Origin of the sequence: Solibacillus sp. FSL K6-4121 (assembly GCF_038002585.1) — a bacterium.
GTDB classification, from domain to species: Bacteria; Bacillota; Bacilli; order Bacillales_A; family Planococcaceae; genus Solibacillus; species Solibacillus faecavium.
Map to the genome: position 1 here is coordinate 40,187 of NZ_JBBOCS010000003.1, position 23,923 is coordinate 64,109.

21 protein-coding genes and 2 pseudogenes are annotated in these 23,923 nt (G+C 31.8%); 3 read left to right on the forward strand and 20 right to left on the reverse strand.

The genetic code is table 11. The features are described from left to right. Window positions 1–55: 55 nt before the first annotated feature. From MHH95_RS18530 to istA, 5 genes are all read right to left on the reverse strand, one after another. Entirely contained in the window at window positions 56–856 is an 801-nt protein-coding gene (locus tag MHH95_RS18530) for an NAD-dependent epimerase/dehydratase family protein (protein ID WP_340728824.1), read from the reverse strand. 336 nt (window positions 857–1,192) lie between these two features. Next, window positions 1,193–2,146 (reverse strand): glycosyltransferase family 2 protein, encoded by a 954-nt coding sequence (locus MHH95_RS18535; protein WP_340728825.1) that lies wholly within the window; start codon window positions 2,144–2,146, stop codon window positions 1,193–1,195. A 45-nt stretch (window positions 2,147–2,191) separates the two neighbouring features. Next, window positions 2,192–3,103, reverse strand: coding sequence for an ATP-grasp fold amidoligase family protein (locus MHH95_RS18540; protein ID WP_340728826.1), 912 nt, complete (start codon window positions 3,101–3,103; stop codon window positions 2,192–2,194). Between the two features lie 585 nt (window positions 3,104–3,688). After that, window positions 3,689–4,411, reverse strand: a complete 723-nt coding sequence (istB, locus tag MHH95_RS18545) for an IS21-like element helper ATPase IstB (protein WP_340728827.1) — start codon at window positions 4,409–4,411, stop codon at window positions 3,689–3,691. Then, the gene (gene istA, locus MHH95_RS18550; protein WP_340728828.1) at window positions 4,404–5,834 is read right to left on the reverse strand and encodes an IS21 family transposase; all 1,431 of its coding nucleotides are present in this window, start codon (window positions 5,832–5,834) and stop codon (window positions 4,404–4,406) included. The genes istB and istA overlap by 8 nt, the downstream gene beginning before the upstream one ends. A gap of 500 nt (window positions 5,835–6,334) precedes the next feature. On the opposite strand from istA, the gene MHH95_RS18555 reads away from it, so the two are divergent. The 3 genes and pseudogenes from MHH95_RS18555 to MHH95_RS18680 all read left to right on the forward strand — a co-directional run. Then, entirely contained in the window at window positions 6,335–6,856 is a 522-nt protein-coding gene (locus MHH95_RS18555) for a conserved phage C-terminal domain-containing protein (protein WP_340728829.1), read from the forward strand. Window positions 6,857–7,207: 351 nt separating this feature from the next. Then, window positions 7,208–7,365 (forward strand): annotated as a pseudogene (locus tag MHH95_RS18675) (ATP-binding protein); the annotation flags it as partial. A gap of 178 nt (window positions 7,366–7,543) precedes the next feature. Further along, window positions 7,544–7,609 (forward strand): annotated as a pseudogene (locus MHH95_RS18680) (IS3 family transposase); the annotation flags it as partial. A gap of 131 nt (window positions 7,610–7,740) precedes the next feature. On the opposite strand, the gene tagD reads toward MHH95_RS18680, so the two are convergent. The 15 genes from tagD to MHH95_RS18630 form a co-directional block, all read right to left on the reverse strand. Continuing rightward, window positions 7,741–8,133 (reverse strand): glycerol-3-phosphate cytidylyltransferase, encoded by a 393-nt coding sequence (tagD, locus tag MHH95_RS18560; protein ID WP_340728830.1) that lies wholly within the window; start codon window positions 8,131–8,133, stop codon window positions 7,741–7,743. A gap of 267 nt (window positions 8,134–8,400) precedes the next feature. Then, the gene (locus MHH95_RS18565; protein WP_340728831.1) at window positions 8,401–9,504 is read right to left on the reverse strand and encodes a CDP-glycerol glycerophosphotransferase family protein; all 1,104 of its coding nucleotides are present in this window, start codon (window positions 9,502–9,504) and stop codon (window positions 8,401–8,403) included. A 30-nt stretch (window positions 9,505–9,534) separates the two neighbouring features. Beyond that, entirely contained in the window at window positions 9,535–11,055 is a 1,521-nt protein-coding gene (locus MHH95_RS18570) for a lipopolysaccharide biosynthesis protein (protein WP_340728843.1), read from the reverse strand. A 209-nt stretch (window positions 11,056–11,264) separates the two neighbouring features. Continuing rightward, window positions 11,265–12,509, reverse strand: coding sequence for a glycosyltransferase (locus MHH95_RS18575; protein WP_340728832.1), 1,245 nt, complete (start codon window positions 12,507–12,509; stop codon window positions 11,265–11,267). Window positions 12,510–12,803: 294 nt separating this feature from the next. Then, window positions 12,804–13,601: an O-antigen ligase family protein gene (locus MHH95_RS18580; RefSeq protein ID WP_340728844.1), complete on the reverse strand. Its 798-nt coding sequence runs from the start codon at window positions 13,599–13,601 to the stop codon at window positions 12,804–12,806. A 481-nt stretch (window positions 13,602–14,082) separates the two neighbouring features. Next, the gene (locus MHH95_RS18585) at window positions 14,083–15,300 is read right to left on the reverse strand and encodes a glycosyltransferase (RefSeq protein ID WP_340728833.1); all 1,218 of its coding nucleotides are present in this window, start codon (window positions 15,298–15,300) and stop codon (window positions 14,083–14,085) included. A gap of 232 nt (window positions 15,301–15,532) precedes the next feature. Beyond that, window positions 15,533–16,582: a hypothetical protein gene (locus tag MHH95_RS18590; RefSeq protein WP_340728834.1), complete on the reverse strand. Its 1,050-nt coding sequence runs from the start codon at window positions 16,580–16,582 to the stop codon at window positions 15,533–15,535. Between the two features lies 1 nt (window position 16,583). Continuing rightward, window positions 16,584–17,708 carry a non-hydrolyzing UDP-N-acetylglucosamine 2-epimerase gene (gene wecB / locus MHH95_RS18595; RefSeq protein ID WP_340728835.1) on the reverse strand — a complete coding sequence of 375 codons (1,125 nt, stop codon included), beginning with the start codon at window positions 17,706–17,708 and terminating at the stop codon, window positions 16,584–16,586. 2 nt (window positions 17,709–17,710) lie between these two features. Beyond that, window positions 17,711–18,820 carry a capsular polysaccharide biosynthesis protein CapF gene (locus MHH95_RS18600; RefSeq protein WP_340728836.1) on the reverse strand — a complete coding sequence of 370 codons (1,110 nt, stop codon included), beginning with the start codon at window positions 18,818–18,820 and terminating at the stop codon, window positions 17,711–17,713. Beyond that, window positions 18,817–19,839 (reverse strand): polysaccharide biosynthesis protein, encoded by a 1,023-nt coding sequence (locus MHH95_RS18605; protein WP_340728837.1) that lies wholly within the window; start codon window positions 19,837–19,839, stop codon window positions 18,817–18,819. The genes MHH95_RS18600 and MHH95_RS18605 overlap by 4 nt, the downstream gene beginning before the upstream one ends. Before the next feature lie 18 nt (window positions 19,840–19,857). Further along, window positions 19,858–21,069: a glycosyltransferase family 4 protein gene (locus tag MHH95_RS18610; protein ID WP_340728838.1), complete on the reverse strand. Its 1,212-nt coding sequence runs from the start codon at window positions 21,067–21,069 to the stop codon at window positions 19,858–19,860. A 3-nt stretch (window positions 21,070–21,072) separates the two neighbouring features. Continuing rightward, window positions 21,073–21,690: an acetyltransferase gene (locus tag MHH95_RS18615; protein WP_340728839.1), complete on the reverse strand. Its 618-nt coding sequence runs from the start codon at window positions 21,688–21,690 to the stop codon at window positions 21,073–21,075. Then, window positions 21,687–22,334: a sugar transferase gene (locus MHH95_RS18620; protein WP_340728845.1), complete on the reverse strand. Its 648-nt coding sequence runs from the start codon at window positions 22,332–22,334 to the stop codon at window positions 21,687–21,689. Before MHH95_RS18620 ends, MHH95_RS18615 begins: the two co-directional genes overlap by 4 nt. Beyond that, a complete protein-coding gene (locus MHH95_RS18625) occupies window positions 22,331–23,449 on the reverse strand; it encodes a DegT/DnrJ/EryC1/StrS family aminotransferase (protein WP_340728840.1) in 1,119 nt (372 codons plus the stop codon). The genes MHH95_RS18620 and MHH95_RS18625 overlap by 4 nt, the downstream gene beginning before the upstream one ends. 122 nt (window positions 23,450–23,571) lie before the next feature. Then, a partial coding sequence (locus MHH95_RS18630) for a polysaccharide biosynthesis protein (protein WP_340728841.1) occupies window positions 23,572–23,923 on the reverse strand: 352 nt, incomplete at its 5' end.

The following is a 23,923-nucleotide window of genomic DNA, read 5'->3' on the forward strand; positions in this document are numbered from 1 at the left end:
CCATTGTTTTAAGAATGTACGCAAAAAAACTGCTACAAAATGAATTGTAACAGAATCAGAAGTTGAAATTTTTGATTTGATGTCCATTCCATGTATCTGAAATTAAACGCTGCAAATTTTTCTCTGCATACAAGCCTAATTCTTGCTGTATTTTTTGCAGACTTGCAATAAATACGGGTGTATCTTCTATATGGCTGTCTGACTTTGTAATAGTCTCTTTTTCTTTCGTTTCCTTTACCGAATAATCTTGCCCATTTCCTAAATTATAAATTTTAAATGACCGCTCATTTTTTGCGACCGTTTCCAGTGCCATAGAATAGGCATTCACTAGATCCTCTATTTGTGTACCCGAACCATTTAAATAGCGCAGCACAATACAGTTCATTTTATAAGCCATAGTATAATCCTGTAATATTTGTTCGCTAAAATATTTTGACCTTGCATATGGATTTGTCGTTTCGATATAACTTTGCTCATTCAAAGGCTCATTGGCCGGAGAAGATGTTAAGGCTGTAGACGAGTAGACAATATTTTTAACATGATGTGCCCGCATTACCTTCAACAACACTAACATTGCAGTAACATTATTTTCATAATAAAGTTGCGGATTTTCATTAGATTCAACTTCCACGCTAGCTGCCGCCAAATGCACAACAGTCTTTATTGGGAAAAGAGAAAAAACCTGTGTTAAGCGCTTTTCATCTACCAGCTCGCCTTCTATAAAGATCGCCTGTTCATTTACTGCTTCCCGGCAACCTGTCGATAAATTATCGTACACAACAACTCGTTCTGTTTCGACTAATCGATTTACAACGTGACTACCAATATAACCTGCTCCCCCAATGACTAAAATCATCGTGCATTACCCCTTCCTAAGTGAATAAATCTATTTGTATGGTAATGATGTCATCAATTATGCATCTAGCTGTTTCTATATTAATTGGGTACTTCCCCATAAAGTGGGGTTGATTTCCATTACGGGTCGGACGCTTTCCAAGGGGCAAGAATCAGAGTCAAATGTGTTTGTCTCTGATTCTTTGCGCCGAGGATGGTGGCAATTTATTGCGACCACCGCAGAAGCAACGACTTAAACGCTGGAGTCGCCTCCCCTCCATTCCAATCAACTTCTTTGCTCTTTTGTTTTGGCATCTTCAACTTTTGGTGAAAAGTCTAATTCGCAAAAAATTAACTTTTATGCCTTAACTTTACGTACTAACCGGAAAAATGTTGGATATATTCTCAATTTTACTAACGGCTTCATCATCCGGTGTTTCCACGGCAGCTGGGAGAAATTTTTGCTCTCTCTTATAATTTGCCGTTCAAGGGATTTTAATTGCCTTGTGTTCGAAGTTGTCAATAATACATAATGATAGCGGTGAATATACAGCCGTAAATTTAACGCTTCTATTACATTCCGATATTGTCTTTTATCAAAAAACTGCTTTAGTTGCGCGTACGTTTGTTCATGCGATTGTGCAATGGACGGGTTGTAGATTTTAGTAGGCCTGCCCTCGCTTTGTACATAGTTGTACTGCGGCTCATTGACAATCGCGATTTTTTTCGCAAACGATAAATAACGGGCAACAAATCCTACATCTTCAAAGAAGGTGCGATTTTCAAAATACAGTTGCTCATCGTGAATGATTTTCCGTAAAAACAGCTTATTCCACGCCACAACATATGCTTCATTATGCTTTGCCAAAAAGTAATCTACCGGATTCGTTTTAGACAACAGGGCTTCATTGATTTTATAATGCTTTTTGCGATTCGTTTCCGGCCAATATTTCGTATAGCCGCATAAGACGAAATCTGCATATTTTTGCTCTGCCCGCTGGACCATCTTTTCATACATTGTATATTCAACGAAATCATTTCCGTCAACAAAGGCAATATATTTCCCTTTGGCCTCTTTTATGCCATCATTACGCGCTTCACTTAAACCAAGTTGATCAGATTCAATGAGACGAAAGCGGTCATCCTCTTTTATGAACTCTTCACAAAGACGGGCTGTGTCATCGGTAAAAGCGTGGTTAACAATAAGCACTTCAATCGCTTGCAAAGATTGGTTCTGCAAGCTATGGAGACATGGTTTTAAAGAGCCTTCCATACTATGGGCAGCGACAATTATTGATACAATTGGAATCATGTAAAATCCTCCTTGCAAAATGTAATGAAATAATTTAGAGCATCGTTAAGATTTAGACCGAGCAATTGAAACAGGCTCCTTACGTTTTCCGATATTTAGTTCAAGCCATTGCCCCAGTTCATTGTTCGCCTGCTCGTGAATGTCGATATTTAGGCAGGCATCCGGTGTAAAGTTCAGTTTATTAAAATAAATTTTCTCCTCCACGATATTCAAATCGACACGGACATACGTAAAGGGCTTACTTAGCTTTTTAGCAATTGCCAGTAGATCTTCCAGCTGTTTTGGCTTAGATTCTGAAATCTCATAAGGAAGCTTTTTCTCAATATATCCCGTATCTGCCCAATCGGGTGTCAGCATAACCGATTGCTCATTTCGTGTATTACGTTTTAACGCAAGTTCAATAATTTTAGGTTCTCCATGGAAGCAATGTATTTTGTATGCATTGGAAATGTCGCTTCTTGAAGGCTCTATATATTTCTCAATAATAATTTTCGGTTTAATCTTTAAATAATGAGGTTCTGCATTGATAAGTCCATAGTTCGTCGCCATCATTTCCGCTAACTGTAACCTCGTTTTTTCGTAATTCAATTCTCTTTTATTCTCGCAAACAATTGTAAAACCAGATCCATGCGTACATTTCATAACGAATTTCCTTGGTAACTGTTCAAAAATAATATCCTCTACTTCTTCAAAAATACCGATTATCGGTACTAATAAATGGCTATATCCGAGCGCAATCATATATTCCCGCATCTTCACTTTATCCGTAAATCTCACTTTGAACTCAACGTCCTCAAATAATTTAAGCCACATCAGCTTCTCATTGAAAGTTTGCGGATTGCCCAAATTTAAAGTATGTTTAAACGTTTTCCAGAACAGCAGTTTACTTGCAAAGACCGGAGATAATTTCACAATCTGCGCAAAAGTAAAACGCTTTGCTTTTAAAGTTGTTTGCATTAACTAGCCTCCTCTTTCACATTACTAATAGTCTTCAATGATTATTGGAATGAAAATGAGTGTGAATAATTATGCAGATGTAGTGCAGTTAATTTTATATTGATCGCTTAAAATATTGCTGTTAATAGATTATAAAAATAAATTTTAATGATTACAGAAAATACCATAACATTCTTTTTTAATATTATAGTCACGAGTGATTTAATATATACCTAATATTGTAAGATTTCTCTCTATTAATTATTGAAACGCCAAATAGCCCCCGCCTGTTAGAAGACGGGGGCTACTCTATATTTTTTAGTTGTCGATTTCACTCGAAATACCGTTTCTACTGAAGGTTTTGATAAAAATGGACAGCATTCGTCAGCATGTTATTTTTTATTGGAAATCCAAAAATAATGTAGAATGATGTCATCAACATATTTTAAATGAGTCGTTTTTTGGTAAAAAAATTCACAAAAAATAGAGCATACTACATATAAGTATTATGTAAACTAACATTTTCTATGAGTAATTGTATTTTGCAAGAGAAAAGTGCAGAGAATTGCAACGAAAAATACAGAGTGTTGCCACCCGATAATTTCCCTATTTTCTCGACAATGCATTTGTTAAACGGAAGCTCTGGCCCGTGTAGGAAATAATGTGAGCGTGATGAATCAAACGATCCACCAGAGCTGCCGTTAAACGTGAATCCGAGAAAATGCGGTTCCACTGACTAAATTCTAAATTTGAAGTGATAATTAAGCTCTTTTGTTCATAAAACTCTGAAATAATTTGAAACAGTAATTCTGCTCCTTCTTTGCCGAAAGGCAAATAACCCATTTCATCTAAAATCATTAAATCAACTTTCTCTAATTTACTTCTAAACTGCTTCAATTTCCCCGTATGTAGGGCTTGCTCTAGCTCCTCAACTAAATGCGATACACGATAAAAACGTACTTCAAATCCATGCTCACAAGCCTTTCGGCCAAGGGCAGAAGCTAAATGTGTTTTACCTGTTCCAGGTGCGCCAACTAAAATGACATTCTCTTTTCTTCGAATAAAATCTAGCTGTTCTAACTCATCTTTCGTTAAATGGCTAGGCAAACAAATATCTTTATGCCACTGGTAGCTTTCTAGCGTTTTTGTATCAATGAAACGAGCTTGTTTCAAGTTACGTGCTATTTTTGCTTGTTCTCTGCCAAGCTGCTCTTTTAATAAAACTTGATACAGATATTCTTCCGGCTCAGTAAAAGGCACTTCTTTAATTGCTTCTGCTACATATGCTAATCTCAATTGCTTACAGAGTGTTAAAATATCTTCATTCATGATTTAACACCTCCGTCCCTTTTGGGGATAAGGCATCATATTCTGTCCAATTAACACCGTAAGGATGTTCAGTTTCTTCAGCCTCACGGCCAATATAATTATAAAAATTTTGATCAATATCATTCATATCATGTGTAAGTAAAAGTGTCAGTAATTCATTAATCCGTTGTTTTCTTAACGCAAGTGAAGGAACTGTTAAATACTCTTTAATGCGCGTTGGCAGATAGATTGAGTAACGGGAATGTCCTACAACACGTGGTTTTTTCAACCAATCTTTTAAGATTTCCTTCCATGGAATAAAACGACGTTTTCTCATATAAGGTCGGGCATCAGATAATAAAATTTCTCCGGCATTTGTGATGACTTTATACGAATCCCAGTAGGTCACACAAGAAAGCTGGACGTAGTTCCTTGCTCTTGGCACATGAATTAAATGCCCATCAAGTTTGAATTCATTATATTTATTAAACTTGATTAAAAACTGCTTAAATACCGGATACGGTTTTTCAGGTAATTTGATTAATTGCTTTTGCTCGCGCTGCCACAGCTCATCAATCATTACTTCTTTTTTATAATGAACTCGTTGACGATCCTTGAATAATTGTTGTTCTAATTGATTCGTTAAATCTTCAAGATCCTTTATTACCGGAGGTAGGCTAAAGAAGTTATAACGAACATAACCTACTTTACCTTCCACATGACCTTTTTCGTTTCCTTTTCGTGGGTTACATACTTGCACTTTAAACCCGTAATATTGTTGAAAATGTCGAAAGGCTTCTGTTAGTTGTGCCTCTGAGTCGCCTTTTCTTACCTTTTTCACCGCAGGTGTTAAGTTATCAATTCGAATGCTCAATGGAACACCACCAGCCTGTTTAAATAACACTTGAAGTCCGCCTAAAAAGCATTCTAAATTTTCACTCGGCATCGGTACCGCAAATGCTGTATTACTTGCTGGAAATGACATGACCAATGCGTGAACATCAAGTATTTCGCCATCTTGAACAGCTTCCATAATCCCGAAATCTACTTGAGCTTCTCCTTCTGGATGTTCTAAACGTTCATGACCTTTGCTTATTTCGTCTTCTTGTGCTGCTTTCCATTCTTGAATGAAATTACAAAGTGTTCTATAGGAACCTTTGAAGCCCTTCTTTACTAAATCTTCAAGCATTTTCTTATTTGTACGGCGTAACTTTTTCTTGAGTTTTAAATCCTCTTCTAACCAATCAATTACGATTTCTCCCCATTCTTCGTCGTACATCATGCCCGTTTTCAAATGAGTTTTCTCTTGAGGCAATTGATCTCCATCACCATATTTTTCGGCAGTGCGCCAATTCACTTGCATTGTATTGGCAATTTCGGTAATAGATAGTCCTTTTTCATTTCGTAATGTTTTGATACAATTAACTTCAGACATTGCTAGCATCCTTTCTTACCTCCACTTTTTGGATTCGACACCCAAAAGAGTAGAGGGACTTGGGGTGGCTGGCAAGTCTTTTTTTATGCACAAAAATAGTGCAGGACTCTGTACAAATTCTTTGCACTAGTCTGCACTTTTATTTTGCAATAAACAGTAATGATTAATTATTTAAGAATAATTTTCTTTAACAAATTCCAACCTCATTTCACCCTCATTTCTTCAGCGTAAAAAAACTCTTCCATCGACCTGTTTTAATCCTCTCAACAACGAACCATTTTTGTCCCTTCACATGAGCACAAAAAAGTCCGCTCAAAAAGAATTAATTATTTTTTTAATTATTTTTAAAAAGATATATTGTTGCGTTAAAACGCAACTGCGTGTTTTTTTCTCTGTGCATTTCATAATCGGATCTCCCCAAAAAATTATTTTCAATTTGGATGTCCCTTTTTTTGATTTTGGAAGCCATATATAGGGCAAGACAGAATTCAAAGGATGGAGGTTGCAACATGCAATTATTAGTGAATGGTAGACAGCTATTTTTATCACAGGATTTAGCGGTACGTATCGGTGTTGAGGAGGCGCTATTCCTTCAGCATCTGTATGACCGATTACAAACGCAAGGTGTGGAGAAAGACGGACACATTTGGTACCGCCAAACTTATCAAGGGTGGGCAAAGCAGTGCTTTTATTGGAGCATTACGAAAGTTAAAAGGCTTATAACGAAATTGGAACACTACGAAATTATTATTTCATCCAACAAATTTAACCGGTTCAATACTGACCGTTCGAAGTGGTACCGAATTGATTATGGAAAAATTGACGAGCTGCTTCAGAAAAATTATGCCCAGGAGGAGTTGTTCTTTGAAGAGCCAAACCTACAAGAAAAGGAAAAGTCGAAAACGAATACTGACCAAAGTGACGAGATTACAAACATCATCCGCTACTTAAATGAAAAAGCCAAAAAGCAGTTTAATGAACATTCAAAAACAAATATCCGACTGATCAAAGCCATTTTAAAGGAAGGCTAAAAGGTAGAGGATCGCTTCTTAGTCATTGATGAGGAGGATTAATTTGAACAAATGAAGATAATCGGCCTATCCTATATAACGGAGCTCATAATGTTTGCCAATGCAAAAGAATTTGAGATTATGTCCAACTGTTAAGAGAAATTTGATGGGAGCGACTGAAGGAGATTGTGCGATTCCTCAAATTATGAACGGTTTGGTAAGGCACAGCTAGAAGGTAGCCACATTGATTAATTGTAGATGGCGTTAAAAGACCTTTATATGCGTTTATTATGATTTATATAAACACATTCAGTTATTTTAACGGTGATCCCGCAGCATCTACCGAAGCTCCGTCGACAAGCAGAGCTTGACGGTTACACATTCGGCGATGAGGTACTAGTAACAGCAATATTAGATTGCCTGTTGCATCAATCGGTTACTTTAATATTAAAGTCGACTCGTACCGTATGGAGGAAAAGAAAAAAGCTGGGATTATCCCAGCTGCACCCTCTGTAGAAAGCGAAAAGTGAGGAATTTTATTCTGGCGTTTATAGGAAATTCTAGCCCGATGTTGACAAAAATGAATGCCCTCACATACGATAACGGTACAATTGAAGCATTTTGGGGAACCTTAAAAGTAAAGAAGTATTGTTTATTTAAGTTCGAGAATTTCAGAGCATTAAAGTTCGCCATTGATAACTATATCATTTTTCTAACAATGAACGTTATCAAGAAACACTAAACGGCTTAAGCCCTCTACAATACAGAGCTTAAGCCTCTTAAATCATTTTTTATTATTTCCCTGTCTACTTGACGGGAAGCAGTCCAAAATATCGAACTCATGCCCAAGAAGCTACCTAAAAAACATGTCTAACTTTTAAGGGTGACTTCATTCCTAAGTCATTTTATACCTGAGAATTAAGTTCACTTTTTATCTTAGTAGTAGAAATTTCAGGTGTTCTTTCAAGGTATATTACATCACAAAAGTCTTTTAAATAATCAAATTCTCCTTTCCAATCATCACCTATTACAAAGCAATCTACATCATATTTAGAGACATCAGATACTTTTTGTTCCCAATTATCTTCCAAAATCACTAAATCTACATATCTTATTGCTTCTAAGAGCATTTTTCTTTCATTGAAAGAAAAATAACTTTTTTTCCCTTTTATATCATTGAATTCATCCGAAGATAATCCCACTATTAAATAATCACCTTGCTCTTTTGCTTTTTTCAATAAATTTATATGACCATAGTGCAATAAATCAAATGTTCCATATGTAATTACTCTTCTCATAAATTTCTAAATTCCTTTCCCTTTGCGTGAATTTCGTTATATCAAAATAGCGGTTAAAATTACAATTTTTTTAGAAGTTTCCATCCTTATACTTATTAATTTCATTATCACCTGTATTATTACTATCAATATTTTTGGACATCTCTTATTTAGCTATTTTTACTAGACAAATCGGGCCTTGGAAGGGCTAATGAGTTATCAAGAAATTAGAGAAAAATTGTTATGTTAAATAATACATAAACAAGCAGGCATTTTATATTATCGTACTTAAATAATATATTTGCTTTCTAAATAATGTATCAATCTTTCAGAAGATTCATTATCCGTATAATAATTAAACTTTTCAATTTGTTTTTCAATATTACTATCATAAACTAAATTTTCTACGTAAAATTTTAATTCATTAAAATTATTTACGTAAAAACCTTTAATTTCTTCATAATAATTTTCAAAAACAAACCCCAAATTTTCACTATATTCATTTAAATCATCTACTGTAAGTGCAATGGGTTTTTTTAATAGAGAATAATCATAATAAACTGAAGAATAATCTGTGATTAACCCTTTTGATTTCCCCAAAAATTCATATAATTGAATTTTTTGATTGAAAAGGTATGTATCATCAATTATTTTTATATTAGAGCATTCAATTTTGGACCAATTACTTAAATCGCTTGCAAAATGTGGCTTTATATATAAAATTCTATTATTTTTAACTAGAATTTTATTTAAATCTAATAATTGATTTTCATTTTCAATAATCGGCATTCCATAAGGAAATTCAACTGAGCTATCTATTCTATCTCTGTTACTGTTTTTTCTAAAAGTAGGCAACCATACTATATATTCTTCTTCTGACTTTTGATTAGACATATTTATTAATAAATCATTTCGTGGATATCCAGTGCAAACTAGTTTATATAAAGGAACATTATATGCTTTAGCTACAATTTCTTTAACATATTCTGATTGATATAATACTAAATCTACATTTTTATCTAAATACATATAACTTTTGGTATTTTTTATTGGTGTACCATGGGTAAGATGTACCCAAAACATTTTTTTATGAATCTTAGGATATATTCGGTTTTCAGTAATCATTAATTTAGAAGAACTGTACTTAATAATAAAAAGAAACTTTTCAATTTTCGTTAAGGGTCTTTTAATAAAAAAAATATTCTCTCTTTCCATACTTTTATATTTCTGCGGGTTATCTACTACCCAATAAAAAGAATACTTTTTATTTAACCCTACTTCCAACATTTTCTTATATAGTGCGAAGGAATTACCACTCACATCTGGAAAACTCTCAAATAAAATATTATTTTTTAACTTTGTTTTTGATATTACATATTCTAAGAATTTCATCAAGTTACGCATTAATTGTAACACTCATCCTTACTTGGTATTTTTTAACACATTAAATATAGCATAAAATAAACTTCGCTCATAATTGTTCATTACAAATTTATAAATATATAATAATGCTACTAAGGAATATAAAGAGACACTCAGTATTAAATTAGACCAGCTATATTCTATTAATAATACTTTTTTTATTGTAAAAAAAACTCCCGAAATTAAACATATTTTTAATGCAATTGGTATAATCTGCATCCAATACTTTGGGATATCTAATTGAACTTTTTTATAATAATAAAAATTCATAATTGTTACTTGTCCTAATGAAGTTGCTATAGCTACACTAATTGCGGGACCTATTTCTAACCAAAATATTGATAAATAATAACTTAGACCAACACTCATTAAAGCTATTATTAGATAAACTAGAACTCTAAACTTTAATTGATTTCTTGCTTGTAATATTACTATCCCCATATTTTGTGAGAGTGGAATTAATGATGGTATCATTATTATTAAAGCAATTGTATAACTATTAACATAATCTAGACCTGCCCATATTATGATAAATTCTTTTCCAAATAAAATAAAGCCACTCAATACGAATGCTAATAAAATAAATTGTATTCTTCCTACTTTTATAAAAATATTTGAAATTTCTTTAAAACTACCTTTTACGACCAATTGAGTGATTTTAGGTAAAAAAACACTGTTTATAGAAGTTGAAAGCATTGTGAAATAAGTGGTAAAAAGAATTCCAATTGCATATATTGCTACTGCTGCTGTACCAGTAGTAACACCTAATATATATTGACTTGTCGGTGCATATAGTTTATCAACCAAAATATTCAATAAGATGAAAAATGAGTAAGTACTTATATCTTTAAATATCCCAAAATCCCAACCACTAAATATTATTTTTATTTTTAAATTTTTATAGCAATAGATTGCTGATAATATCAAAGTTACCATACTTAGACTTACATTTACTACTACTAAAGCTATAGATTCGTAGCCATAAATTAATAAAGGCGTCATGATTAATGGCATAAATATTGTTCTAAATAATGATAAAGCTTGCACAATAATAAATTTTTCATATGCCACTAATAACGAATTATAAATGCTCATTAAAAGTGTAAAAGCTAAATTTAATATAAGTATAATAAACATAACTTTAGCCCTTGCAATTTCACTATTTGTTAATGAACTCCCTATAAATAGTTCAAAATCCCGATAAATAAAATAACCAATACATAATGCTATTATTGCCATAACACTATATAAAGTAACAAATAAACCATTTAATTTAGCAATTCCTTGGTTATCCTTTATAGCTCTTAGCTTCGCATTAAAACGTACTATGGAATTTCCAAACCCTAAATCTAATATTGCTAAAAAGCTCATTAAAGCCATAATTAAAGAGTATAAACCATATTCATCCTGACCTAAAGAATTTAATAAGAATGGGGTATAGAGAATGCCGATAGAAACCGTAACAAGTATATTAATATAAGATAAAATTGCTCCTAATTTTCTTTGTTTTGAACTATTAATATTAGTTTCTCCCTCTTTCTATGTTAACAATTTTATTCCTCAAAAATTTCCCAGACTTATACATCAACAATTTTATGCTTATGCTCAGTTTCTTAGGTGTTATCTAACAACTAATCGGTAGATAACACCTAAGAATATTTTATCTAATCAAACAAATAATAACTGAGTTTACGAATCTTCTTTAATCATTCTATCAAAACATCATACTGTTAATTTTTGTTTTTAAATGTCTTATATAAATCTAGATATTCATCATATTTTCTATTCAATTCAAACTTCTTAGCCCACTTTAAAAGATTTTCCTCATCAAATGTAGGATTGCTAATTATAGCATTATAAAAAGCTTCACTTGAATAATCTTTTACAATTAAACCACATTCTTTACTGACCATTTCAGGAACTGCTGTAAAATTTGAAACAATAACTGGTGTACCACAAGCTATTGCTTCTAAAGTAACCAATCCCATAGTTTCTTCTATACTTGGATTTACAAAATAGTCTGCCGCACTATAGATTTCAGCTAATTTGTATTGATCACCAGTTCTTCCTAGCCCAAGAATATTCTTAGGAATACTTTCTAACTGTTCAGAAGTTAAGCCAACTAGCACTATCTTATAACTATCATCCAGACTACTCGCTAAATCTAAAAAAATATCTAACCCCTTTTTTTTCGTCCAGGGATTAGCAACCCCCAGAATTATTTTTTTATCTGATAAATTATAACTTTGTCTGAAATCGCTATATGTTGGTTTAAAAACATCTAGATTAATCCCATTATTTATAACTCTAATGGGATACTCCTTTAAATAAGAAATTTTAACTTTTTCAGCCAACCACGATGAAGGAGTTACAATTACTAAATTTTTAACACCTGTAAATACAGATTTTTTAAATTCATACATTTCTTTGGTTTTATCTACTCTGGTGCTTGGATATTCTCTATATTGAGGACATTCAAAACAGCCAGTTTTCCATTTATTACATTCCACGTAAGTAAAATGAGGACATTGACCTGTAAATGCCCAACAATCGTGCAAAGTCCATACTACAGGTATATTTTTCTCTTTTACATAATTAAACAAAATTTCCAAATTAATATAGCAATTATGTAGATTATGTAGATGGATTACATTCGGCTTAACTTTATCTATTTCCTTCAATAATCGCTTTGTCCCAAAAGTTGAAAATCTACCATTTAGTCCAGTATATGAAGCTAGCTGAATGTGTAAATTTCTTTCTACGATGCCTCCAATTAATATACTATTATCTAATTTTTTATTTTTATTTGTCCTTGATTTTGCATAGGCAACCAACGAATTATGACCATGTTCTTGCAACTTTTTGTCTATGTCAAGCATTATATTACCCGTACTGCCAAAATTTAACGAATTAATTTGAAGTATGGTTAAGGTTTTCTTCATATACTCCCGCTTTCTGTTTTTGCGTACTTTCAAGAATTTCTATTTAAGTAACTAAAATAATCAATCTATCCATTATTAAAAAATAGTAATTGATCGTCATATTGCATTATTACATTAGAATGCGACATCAGGCTTATAGTCATAGGTGTAAAACCAACATTTGAATTCGTTCGTATTTTACCTTTTATGTCGCGAAAAAATACTAAAACAAGTATATATTTTACAAATTTTTACCGACTCATACTGGTTCGGTTTAATATTTTTTCAAAGTCCTTATATGAATGAAAGAATTTTTAAATATAAATTTTGAATTATTACAGTGTAGCTTTAAGAGCTTGAGATTTTATTTATAGATTTTATATCAAAACTATAAAGTAAGAACATTAAATAAAATATATCCCTATTATAATTTTCACTAATAACAATAATTAATAAAAAAATAAAAATAAGTATTTTAAAAAAAACTCCTCCTTTAACTAATTTTGTCCATTGATATACACACATATTTAGCAATAATCCCAATGGAATTCCAAATAGGGCTAACCAATTTACTGGAGTAGCAGTTACCATTTTAAAACCAATATCGAGGGCATTTTGATATAAATTACTAAATCCTACACCAAAAAATGGATTTTCAAAAGCCATAAATAATGGATATTTTATTGAATCAGTTCTTATAGTTGTTGAGGTATAACTAGAATTCTCTATCGCTAAATCTGAATTTAAAATTGCTTCAAGCTTCCCAAATACTTTAAATTTAATTATATCAGGTAAATAATTATAAGATATTATAAAACTTAATACTAATCCTGTTAAAATAATAGCCAATATTTTTTTTCTATTGTCTAATATCATCCTGTTAGAAAAAAAGAAAGCTATTAGTATTATTGCTGCACCTAGATATCCCGTCGTTGAGAATGTGGTAAATACCGTCAATAAATACACTAATATATATTTATATTTTAATTCTCTTAAAATAAACATTTGGAAAAATAGGGCAAGGTTTATAAATGTTTGATATGCTCCAGGCTCCCAAAACAAACCAAAATTCATGGGGAAATAACCTGGATTAATATTTACAACCGAAAAAAGGAGATTATTCACAATTAATCCTGACTTGTTCATCACTGTAGGGAAAATCCTGATTAGACTTGGATAAACAATTGAGATTATAAATGTAATCAAAGAAAACACACATAAAAAATACATTATTTTAACAAAAATTCGTATAAATTCTTCTAATTTTATAGTTGAATAAATTATATATGCGATAAAGAGGTTAATCCAAAAAATTAAGTAGTGGTAGATATCATCAGAATTCACAATAATAGTTAATAAACTACTAATAATTATATAAATAATAAAATATAGTGATTTTATGTTAAATCTCATTCTTTTTAAATTTAACAATATCCAAATAGTACAAATTAATAAAGAAAAACCTATACTGAACACTCCTGGTACAGTTATCATAAAAAAAGAAGAAGTTATGTATATTGAAAAAAAGATGATTATATACTTTAGCATTTCATGTTTATTTTGTTGGATTTCACTGTCATGAATAACGTTCATTTTAATCTCCTTAGATACAAACAAATATTCCCCTTTAATTTTTATCAATTTGTTTAAGCATATTTAATATTTTTTTCACTTGTTTTTCATTATTTTTTTCGTTAAGTACAAATTTTTTTGCTTCTAATCCGAATTTATGTAACTCGTTTGACGGTAAAGATAAAATATAATTTATTGAATTAGTTAAGCCCTCTACTGTTTCTTCATTTATTATATAAATATGATTAAAATACTCTTTTGGCATTCCCGGAAGAGCAGTGGTTAATACTGGTGTACCTGATACCATATATTCCATATTTTTCGATGGAAAAGAATACTTTGTAAATTCTTGATCCGTTGGTCTTGGATTGATTAATAACGTTGCTCTTATTTCTTCATCAACTATTATATTATTAGGGACAAGCCCCATATATTTAATCCTATCATCTTTCCTAGAAAAAGCTTTAATAGTGTCTTCTGAGCCCCCCTTGCCATATAAATGTAGCTCTGAATTTAAATGTATGTTTTTGGAAAAAGCTTCAACTAGCATATTAACCCCATACTTCTCTTCTAATAAACCCGCATATAATAAAACCTTAGATTTATGCTTATTTTCCAATAAATTATCTTTAAATTTCAGATTTTTGTCTACTAAACCTTCAATAATTACATAAGGTTTTTGTTTTCTATTAATAATATCATTCATTTGTTGGGTAAGTATAACATACGAATGGAATCCATTAATAAACAATCTTGTAAATTTCTTATATAATATAATCACTAATCTTTTAATATAATTACTAGTTTTTTTATTTCCAACTGCATTTTCAGGAAGATCTGTTACTATAGCAACAGTATTAACTTTCATTATTTTAGCAGCAACTAACGCACCAAAAGAATGAAAAACTTCATTTACATCACATATAATTACTTTTTTTTCTTTATTTTTTATTGTCCAGTTAATTATAAAAAAGAAAGTATAGAAGAAAGCGAAAATAAATTGTAATACTGGTATAAATAAAACAGGTAAACTATAAAATTTCATCCCAAAGTAATAATTTACATCACTTTTCAAATATTTTCTCTTTGCTAATCTTGATAAATGAGAACATGTTGTTAGATGTTCTACACTACATCCATTATTAACCAACCCATTTATCATTAAGAAGTTAAATTTTTGTGCTTGATGATTTAGAATTTTTTCTTTTAATGAATGTTCTAATATTGATGCCCGTTCAGGAGCATTTAAAGAAGAAATATACAGTATTTTCATGGGTTAACCTCCTATATAATTGCAGATGAAGATCTTCAACACAATCTTGTTCACCTTGATTCATTTCATAAATCATTTCCGTACTTCAACTGTCCACTTGTACGATTACACCTTAACCAAGGACTTCTTTAAAGACAAGCTAAGTATTATTAACTTGTCTTAAACATAAATGATGATTAATGCCTAGTCGAAAAACTTCTTAATTTCAATAGAATTAGAACTATGAATTATCTCATTTAGAAATAAAGTTTATTAATGCAAATTTAAATTCCTCATTATCTTTGATTACAAACTCTAAAAAAGAACTTCTACCAGATAAGTATTGTTCTACATTAAACTCATTTAAGTAATTATATATCCTTTCTTCTAGGTTACTGAAAGAATCAATTGTTAGCCCTAAATTATACATTTCTACTAACTCTGCTAAATAAGTGCCTTTTAATGCCAATAATATTTTCCCTTGGAAAACTGCATTATATAAGCGATTAGGGAGCGCCGTCTTATTATTAATACTATCATTATATCTAAGCACATTTATCACATCGCTATTATAATACAAATCTCCTTCATCTTTTCTATTATATCTACCTGTTAACTGTACATTTTGAATATTATTTTTCACAACATACTTGTGAATATTCTTATTGATAACGCCTTCTCCATGATAAAAAAGAGATATATTTACACTATTTTTTAATGACTCTATAAATTCTAGATTAACTTCTAAATCTCTCAAAGCTCCTATATAAGATATATTTAATTTTTTATCTTTAAAATTAAAATTTAAGTGTTTTAAATTACTTAAATTTTCGATTTGAGTATTATGATTGATAATATATTTATCAGATTTTGGTAACCATTCTTTATACCCGGAAGAAGATAAAGCAACAAATTTAGAATTATTAATTATCTTTTTTATATTAAAATAATGAATTATTTTATTAGAATCTCTAATATCTAGAATATACTGTCCTTTATACTTATTAACTAAATATTTTTTTAAAAAATAAGAAAGTTGTATTCCAAATACCACAACTTTATTATACTTTTCACTATTTAACCTTTTGATAATAAATTTTTTATATTTAAGATAGTCTAAATAACTCCTTTGATGACCAACTTTACCATCCCTATATTTACAATTAATATCAATATCTTCCATCTCAAACCTATCCCAATTAATTACATCAAAATTTACCTTGCTTTTTTCTAATAGACTTACATAATTTTCTACATAGGGCATATATAAAATATTAGCTGGACATATTAATGCAATCCTCATTTCACTTCTCCCAAACAACTCTATTTATATAATCTGTATATCCTAAAATAATCCTTAATACCTTTTCTGCAACATTGGGTATAGAATAATCCTTTACAAGACGCAATGAATTATGTTCCTGTGTTTCTAAAACAGCAAGGCCCTGCATGATTCGCTCTACTCCTAAACCAACCATCATAACTGCTGCCTCTTCCATCGCCTCTGGACGTTCATGTGCTTCACGAATGTTTAATGCATGAAAGCCTAAAATTGAAGATTCTTCACTAATTGTGCCACTATCGCTCAACACCGCTTTTGCCTTTACTTGAAGCTTGTTGTAATCATTAAACCCTAATGGTTTCAACGTTTGTACCAATGGATTGAAAATAATGCCTTTATCCTCAATCATTTTACGTGTACGAGGATGTGTACTTATAATCACTGGATAACCATATTTTTCCGCAATAACATTTAATGATTCTACTAAGTTGAAGAAGTTGCGCTCAGAACTAATATTTTCTTCACGGTGTGCTGAAACTAAGAAATATTTGCCTTCTTCTAGGGTTAAGTGTTCTAACACATTTGAGTTTTGAATATCCTTCATTCGAGAATTCAACACTTCATACATTGGGCTACCCGTTTTAATAATTCGGTCCGCTGGTAAACCTTCACGTAATAAATACTCACGCGCAATGTCACTGTATGTAAGATTTATATCTGCCACATGGTCAACAATTTTTCGGTTTGTTTCTTCTGGCACACGCTGGTCAAAGCAACGGTTTCCAGCTTCCATATGGAAAATAGGAATTTGACGTCGTTTAGCAGCAATTGCACACAAGCAACTATTTGTATCACCTAGCACCAAAAATGCATCTGGTTTTACCTCTTCTAAAATAGGATCTATTTTAATCAAAATATTCCCTACTGTCTCAATAGCTGTACCTGTTGCTGCATTCAAAAAATAATCTGGCTTTTTTAATTTAAAATCATTAAAAAATACTTCATTTAGTTCATAATCGTAATTTTGACCTGTATGAACTAAAACATGTTGGATTGCTTCTGATTTTTCTAATGTATTAATTACTGCTGATAAACGAATGATTTCAGGACGAGTTCCTACAACCGTCATTACTTTTAACTTTTTCATAATTAAACCTCCAAGAACATTGTATCTGGTCGTTCTGGGTCAAATATTTCATTTACCCACATAACAGTAACCATATCTGTATCGCCTAAATTTTCGATATTATGTGTATATCCCACTGGAATGTCCACTACTTCTAACTTTTCACCACTCACAAAATATTCAATAACTTCTTCTGATTCAATTTTTCGAAAGCGAATAACACCTTGTCCACTTACCACTAAAAACTTTTCATTCTTTGTATGGTGCCAGTGGTTCCCTTTAGTAATACCTGGTTTTGAAATATTAATCGATACTTGTCCACGATCAGCTGTACGAATAAATTCTGTAAATGAACCACGATTATCTACATTCATTTTTAAAGGGTAACTAAACTGATCTTCTGGTAAGTAACTTAAATAAGTACTGTATAATGCTTTTGTAAATGGTTCAGTCATAGTGGGAATTGCTCGCTCTTCCCGACTACTTTTAAATGAATAAATTAACTCAACAATTTCCCCAAGTTGCTTTGTATATACTTGGGGAATTTCACAGAGTTCATTTACTTGATTAGAATGGCCAGTTAAAGCTTTTGTAAATTCTTCTATTACATCATCAATATAAACTAAGTTTAGAACAACAGAAGGATCATTCACTGTAATTTCCAAATCCCGACTAATATTGTGACAGAAGGTTGCTATAGCACTATTATAATTCGGTTTACACCATTTACCAAAAACATTTGGTAAACGGTAAATATATACATCCGTACCTGTTTCATTCTTATAAGAAAAAACTACATCTTCACTTGCACGTTTGCTTGCACCATATGGATTCTCATTTTCTGCTTGTGTAGAAGATGTTACAAGTATAGGACAGTTGGTGTTGTATTCTTTTAAAGTATCGATAATCTTAGCGGTAAAATCTCTATTACCTGCCATAAACTCTGCTTCATTTATTGGACGATTGATACCAGCTAAATGGAAAACAAATTCAGCTTTTTTTAAAATAGCTGTTAACTCTTTTTCGGTTGTTTCTCTTGTTACTTCAACTATATTTTCATAGTTATGGGCCTTTAAATGAGCTATCAAATTCTTTCCGATAAAACCATTTGCCCCTGTAATAACAATACTCATATCGCTTTCCATGCCTCCAGCTCTTTGCGTACATAGTCTAATTCAATGAGCTTACCTTTTACTTCCTCCACTGTTAAACGGTATGTATTATGTGAGTTGTACTCCTCTGTGGACGATAATTTACTATCTCCTTCTTCAAAGAACTTGTCATAATTTAAATCACGTGTGTCAGCTGGAACACGGTAGAATCCCACCATATCTTCCGCAATAACATATTCTTCACGCGTTAATAACGTTTCATATAATTTCTCTCCATGCCTTGTTCCAATAATCCGAATTCTATTTTCAACTTCAAATAATTCTAATAGGGCTTTTGCTAAATCTCCAATTGTTGAAGCTGGAGATTTTTGAACCATAATATCTCCTGCTTTTGCATTTTGGAATGCGAAAACTACTAGTTCTACTGCTTCTTCCAAACTCATTAAGTATCGTGTCATTGTTGGATCAGTAATTGTGAGAGGCTCACCATTTTTAATTTGTTCGATAAATAATGGGATAACCGAACCACGAGATGCCATTACATTTCCATAACGTGTTCCGCAAATTAAAGTTTTTTCAGGGTTAACCGTACGAGATTTTGCAACGAAAACTTTTTCCATCATTGCTTTAGAAATCCCCATTGCATTGATTGGGTAAGCTGCTTTGTCAGTTGATAAGCATATAACTTTTTTAACACCTGCTTCAATTGATGCATTAACAACATTTTCTGTTCCAATTACATTTGTTTTTACTGCTTCCATTGGAAAAAATTCACATGAAGGAACTTGTTTTAAAGCTGCAGCGTGGAATACATAATCTACATCATATATAGCATTTTTTACACTGTTAATATCACGAACGTCACCAATGTAAAATTTCAATTTATCATTATTATATTTTTTACGCATATCATCTTGTTTTTTTTCATCGCGAGAGAAGATACGAATTTCTTTAATATCTGTATTTAAAAAACGTCTCATAACGGCATTACCAAAGGATCCTGTGCCACCTGTAATTAGTAAAGTTTTATCTTTGAACATTTTTTCGTTCTCTCCCTCTTAATTAAAATGTTTCATTATTATTTCATATGAATGCTTTGCTGTATAATTTTTTTCTAAGTAAACTCTCGCATTTTTTCCCATTTGTTTTCTTAAATCTGAATTACAAAAATGTGCTAATTTTTCATTAAAATGATTAATATTTTTACTTTCACACCAATGACCAAACTTCCCATTTTCAATAATCCGACCAATATCTGTATTTACATCAGTCGCTGCTAATATTGGCATTGATGCTTGCATATATGAAAGCATTCTTGAAGGAAAATTAGGAATAGTAAAGCGATTATCAAGGAAAATTAAACCTACATCACAAGAGTTAGCTAATAATTCATAGTCTTCTTTTGGCAACTGAGCAAACAAACTAGCATTAGGGAGCTTTTCACTCTCAAAAAATGCATGAAGTTTAGTAAACTCTGTGCCTGATCCAACTATTACGAAATAAACCTGATTATTATCTCTATTGGCTCTTAAACAATCTATTAAAAAGTCTATACCTTGGGGTTTCCCAAGATTTCCACCATATATAAATACAGTTTTATCACAAGGAATATTATATTTCTTTTTAATTTCATTTATTTCTTCAATTTCTTTTTTTACTAGTACAGGTTCTATACTATTAGGACATATCTCTATAACATTAGAAGATATTTCAGGATTATTATTTAAAACAAAATCTACATTTGCTTGTGACATACACCCTATGTAATCAGATATTTTATATAGTTTCTTCTCTTTTGAGAGAAAATATTTATATATTAAACTTTTAATTCCTGTTTTATTAATCATGCCAAGATCTACAGCATTTTGAGGAAAAATATCTTTTAGTAATAAATAGGTTTTTGCCTTATCCCTTTTTTTTACAAATTCAATTGCTTTTTGTAATGTTATTGGAGGTGTAGTATATATTAATAAATCAAATTTGACATCAGAAAAATATTCTTGTATTCCTCTTTGAAATTTTGACTCAAGAGTAAGAATTGATATTCCCTTTTCAATTAAGTTTGTTTTTTGTGTGTTTCCAATTTGTAACTTTAGAATCTTGCAATTGTTATTTTCTATTAATTTCGTAGGTTGGTTTTTTCTTTTTTCCGATGGAGAAATAATATGCACATTATGATTCTCTTTAACAAATTCTCTCATTAAGTCGGTGTAGATATTTCGCTCATCAAGTGAGGAAAAATCTAAAAGTGTTAAAAATAAAATATTCATACTCTACTTTCTCCTCGCCGGCACCCCAGTATAAATACCTTGTTCAATAAGATCCTTAACTACCACTGCACCTGCACCTATTTTGCAACTCTTAGTAATACTTATATTATTACTTATTACACTCCCAATTCCTAACCATGATCCATGTCCAACTTTCACTGAACCTGCTAGGTTGGCTCCAGGTGATATATGAACATAGTCTTCAATTATATTGTCATGATCTACTGTAGAACCAGTATTAATGATGCAACCTTTCCCTATTTTAGTACAACAGTTAATAATGACACCTGCCATAATAGCTGTCCCTGTTCCTATCTCCACTTCTGAACCTATGATAGTATTGGGATGTATTAAGGTAGGAATACTTGCACCAACTGTTTCAAGCATTTCATGAATCCTTTGCCTCGTATCATTATTTCCAATACCAACAAATATTTCGTACTCATCTTTATATGTAAAAATATCATTTGTTATACCAATGACATCTAAATCCATAGATGAGATAAGGTTAGTATCATCATCTAAAAAGGAAACTACCTTCCATTTCCCCATTTTTAAAGCAATATCCGCAACTACTTTCCCATGACCACTCGCACCAATTATAAGAAGTTTATTTTTCATAGGTCCATTCTTCTTTCTATTTTAGTTCCTTTAAAAGGTTCCATTGTTGCAGCTGTTTCTGAATTGATTCCTTCTCGTACAAAAACTTTATTAAGGGTCATTAAGATTATTTTCCAATCTTGTACAAAACCTACACTCTCAACATATTGAACATCAAGATTAAATTTATCCTCCCAGCTTAACGCATTTCTGCCGCTAATCTGTGCCAAACCAGATAATCCTGGTCTTACCTCATGACGCCTCTTTTGATGATCATTATATAGTGGTAAATACTGCACTAATAAAGGTCTTGGTCCAATAATGGACATATCCCCTTTAAGGATATTAAACAACTCGGGAAGTTCATCCAAAGATGTCGACCTTAAAAATTTCCCAAACTTCGTAAGTCTTACATGATCGGGTAGTAACTCACCATTCTTATCTTTTTCATCTGTCATTGTCCTAAACTTATACATCATGAAAATATTTTCATTTAGACCTGGACGCTTCTGCTTAAATAATATAGGACTTCCTAATTTTGTCCTTACAAGGATAGCGACTACTATTAAAACAGGACTCAAAACAATAACTGCAATTAATGATAATATGAAATCCATTGGTCTTTTTACGACTCTTTTATAGATATTACCTTTGGATTTGTTCATTCTTTCATCCACAACCCTTTAATAATGTTTACTACTCTCCCTAAATCATCATCTGTCATTTTCGAATCGGATGGTAGGCATACTCCATTTTCAAATAACCCTTCAGATACACCGGTTCCTATAAAATCATATTGTTCAAATACGGGCTGCATATGCATTGGTTTCCATACAGGGCGTGATTCAATATTCTCTGCTTCTAAAGCTAACATTATATCTAATGGCTTCACTTTACCTGTAACTGTCATAGCACTTAACCAATAATTTGGTGCATCCCATTCATTATGGGGCATAAATTCTATACCTTCTAATTCGCCCAATTCACGCTTGTAATATTCATATATATAGTTCTTCTTTGCTACACGATCATCTAATACTTTTAACTGCCCTCGTCCAATACCTGCCACAACATTACTCATACGGTAGTTATAGCCGACTTCACTATGTTGGTAATGTCTTGCATTATCACGTGATTGTGTTGCCCAGAAACGTGCTTTAGCAACCTTTCCTTCATCATTTGAAACGAGCATACCTCCACCTGATGTTGTAATTATTTTATTTCCGTTAAATGAATAAATACCGTAATGTCCAAGAGTACCGGTTTGTTGACCTTTATAATAAGTACCTAATGATTCCGCTGCATCTTCAATTACTGCAACATTATGGTTGTTACAAATCGCCATAATTCGATCCATATCTGCTGATAAACCATATAAATGTACAACAATCACCGCTTTTACTTCCGGATATTTTACAAAGGCAGCTTCTAATGCCTTTGGACACATATTCCAAGTTTTGAAGTCACTATCGATGAATACAGGTGTTGCTTTTTCATACATAATTGGGTTGGCTGTTGCAGAAAATGTTAATGATTGACAGAAAACGATATCTCCTTCACCAACTCCAGCTGCCTTCAACGCTAAGTGAATTGCTGCCGTGCCAGATGTAAGTGCAGCTGCTGCTTTAATACCAACTTTCACCGCCAGTTCTTTTTCAAATTCATTTACGTTTGTTCCTAATGGTGCGATCCAGTTTGTATCAAAAGCTTCTTTTACATATTGTTGTTCATAGCCCTCATCACTCATATGCGGTGATGAAAGGAAAATTCTTTGACCCATTGTCCAAAACTTCCTTCCAATATAAATCCAATAATCAATTAGCTATTTAATTAGTACTTAAAATTCTTCTAGTCTATAGCAACAAATATATTTATGCTTTAACTACAAAAAATATGAATTATTTAGTAGCCCCCTACATTCGCATGCATTTTAGAAATAACATCCCAACGGCCATTGGCTACAGCAATAACCTTTTCCTTTGTTTTTGAAGTATCATCCTGATCAAGCTCTGCTAAAAACAATTCTAGCTGTTTTTCCGTCATACAGTTCGCTTTCCCCACATGAATCTTCGGATACACGTGTTCTTCCTGTATTTCATCCGGACTAAGTAGTTCCTCATACATTTTCTCCCCTGGTCGTATCCCTGAATATTCAATACCAATTTCGTCCTCTTGAAAACCAGATAACCGAATCAAGTTTTTCGCCAAGTCTGTAATATAGACCGGTTCCCCCATATCAAGAACAAATACCTCT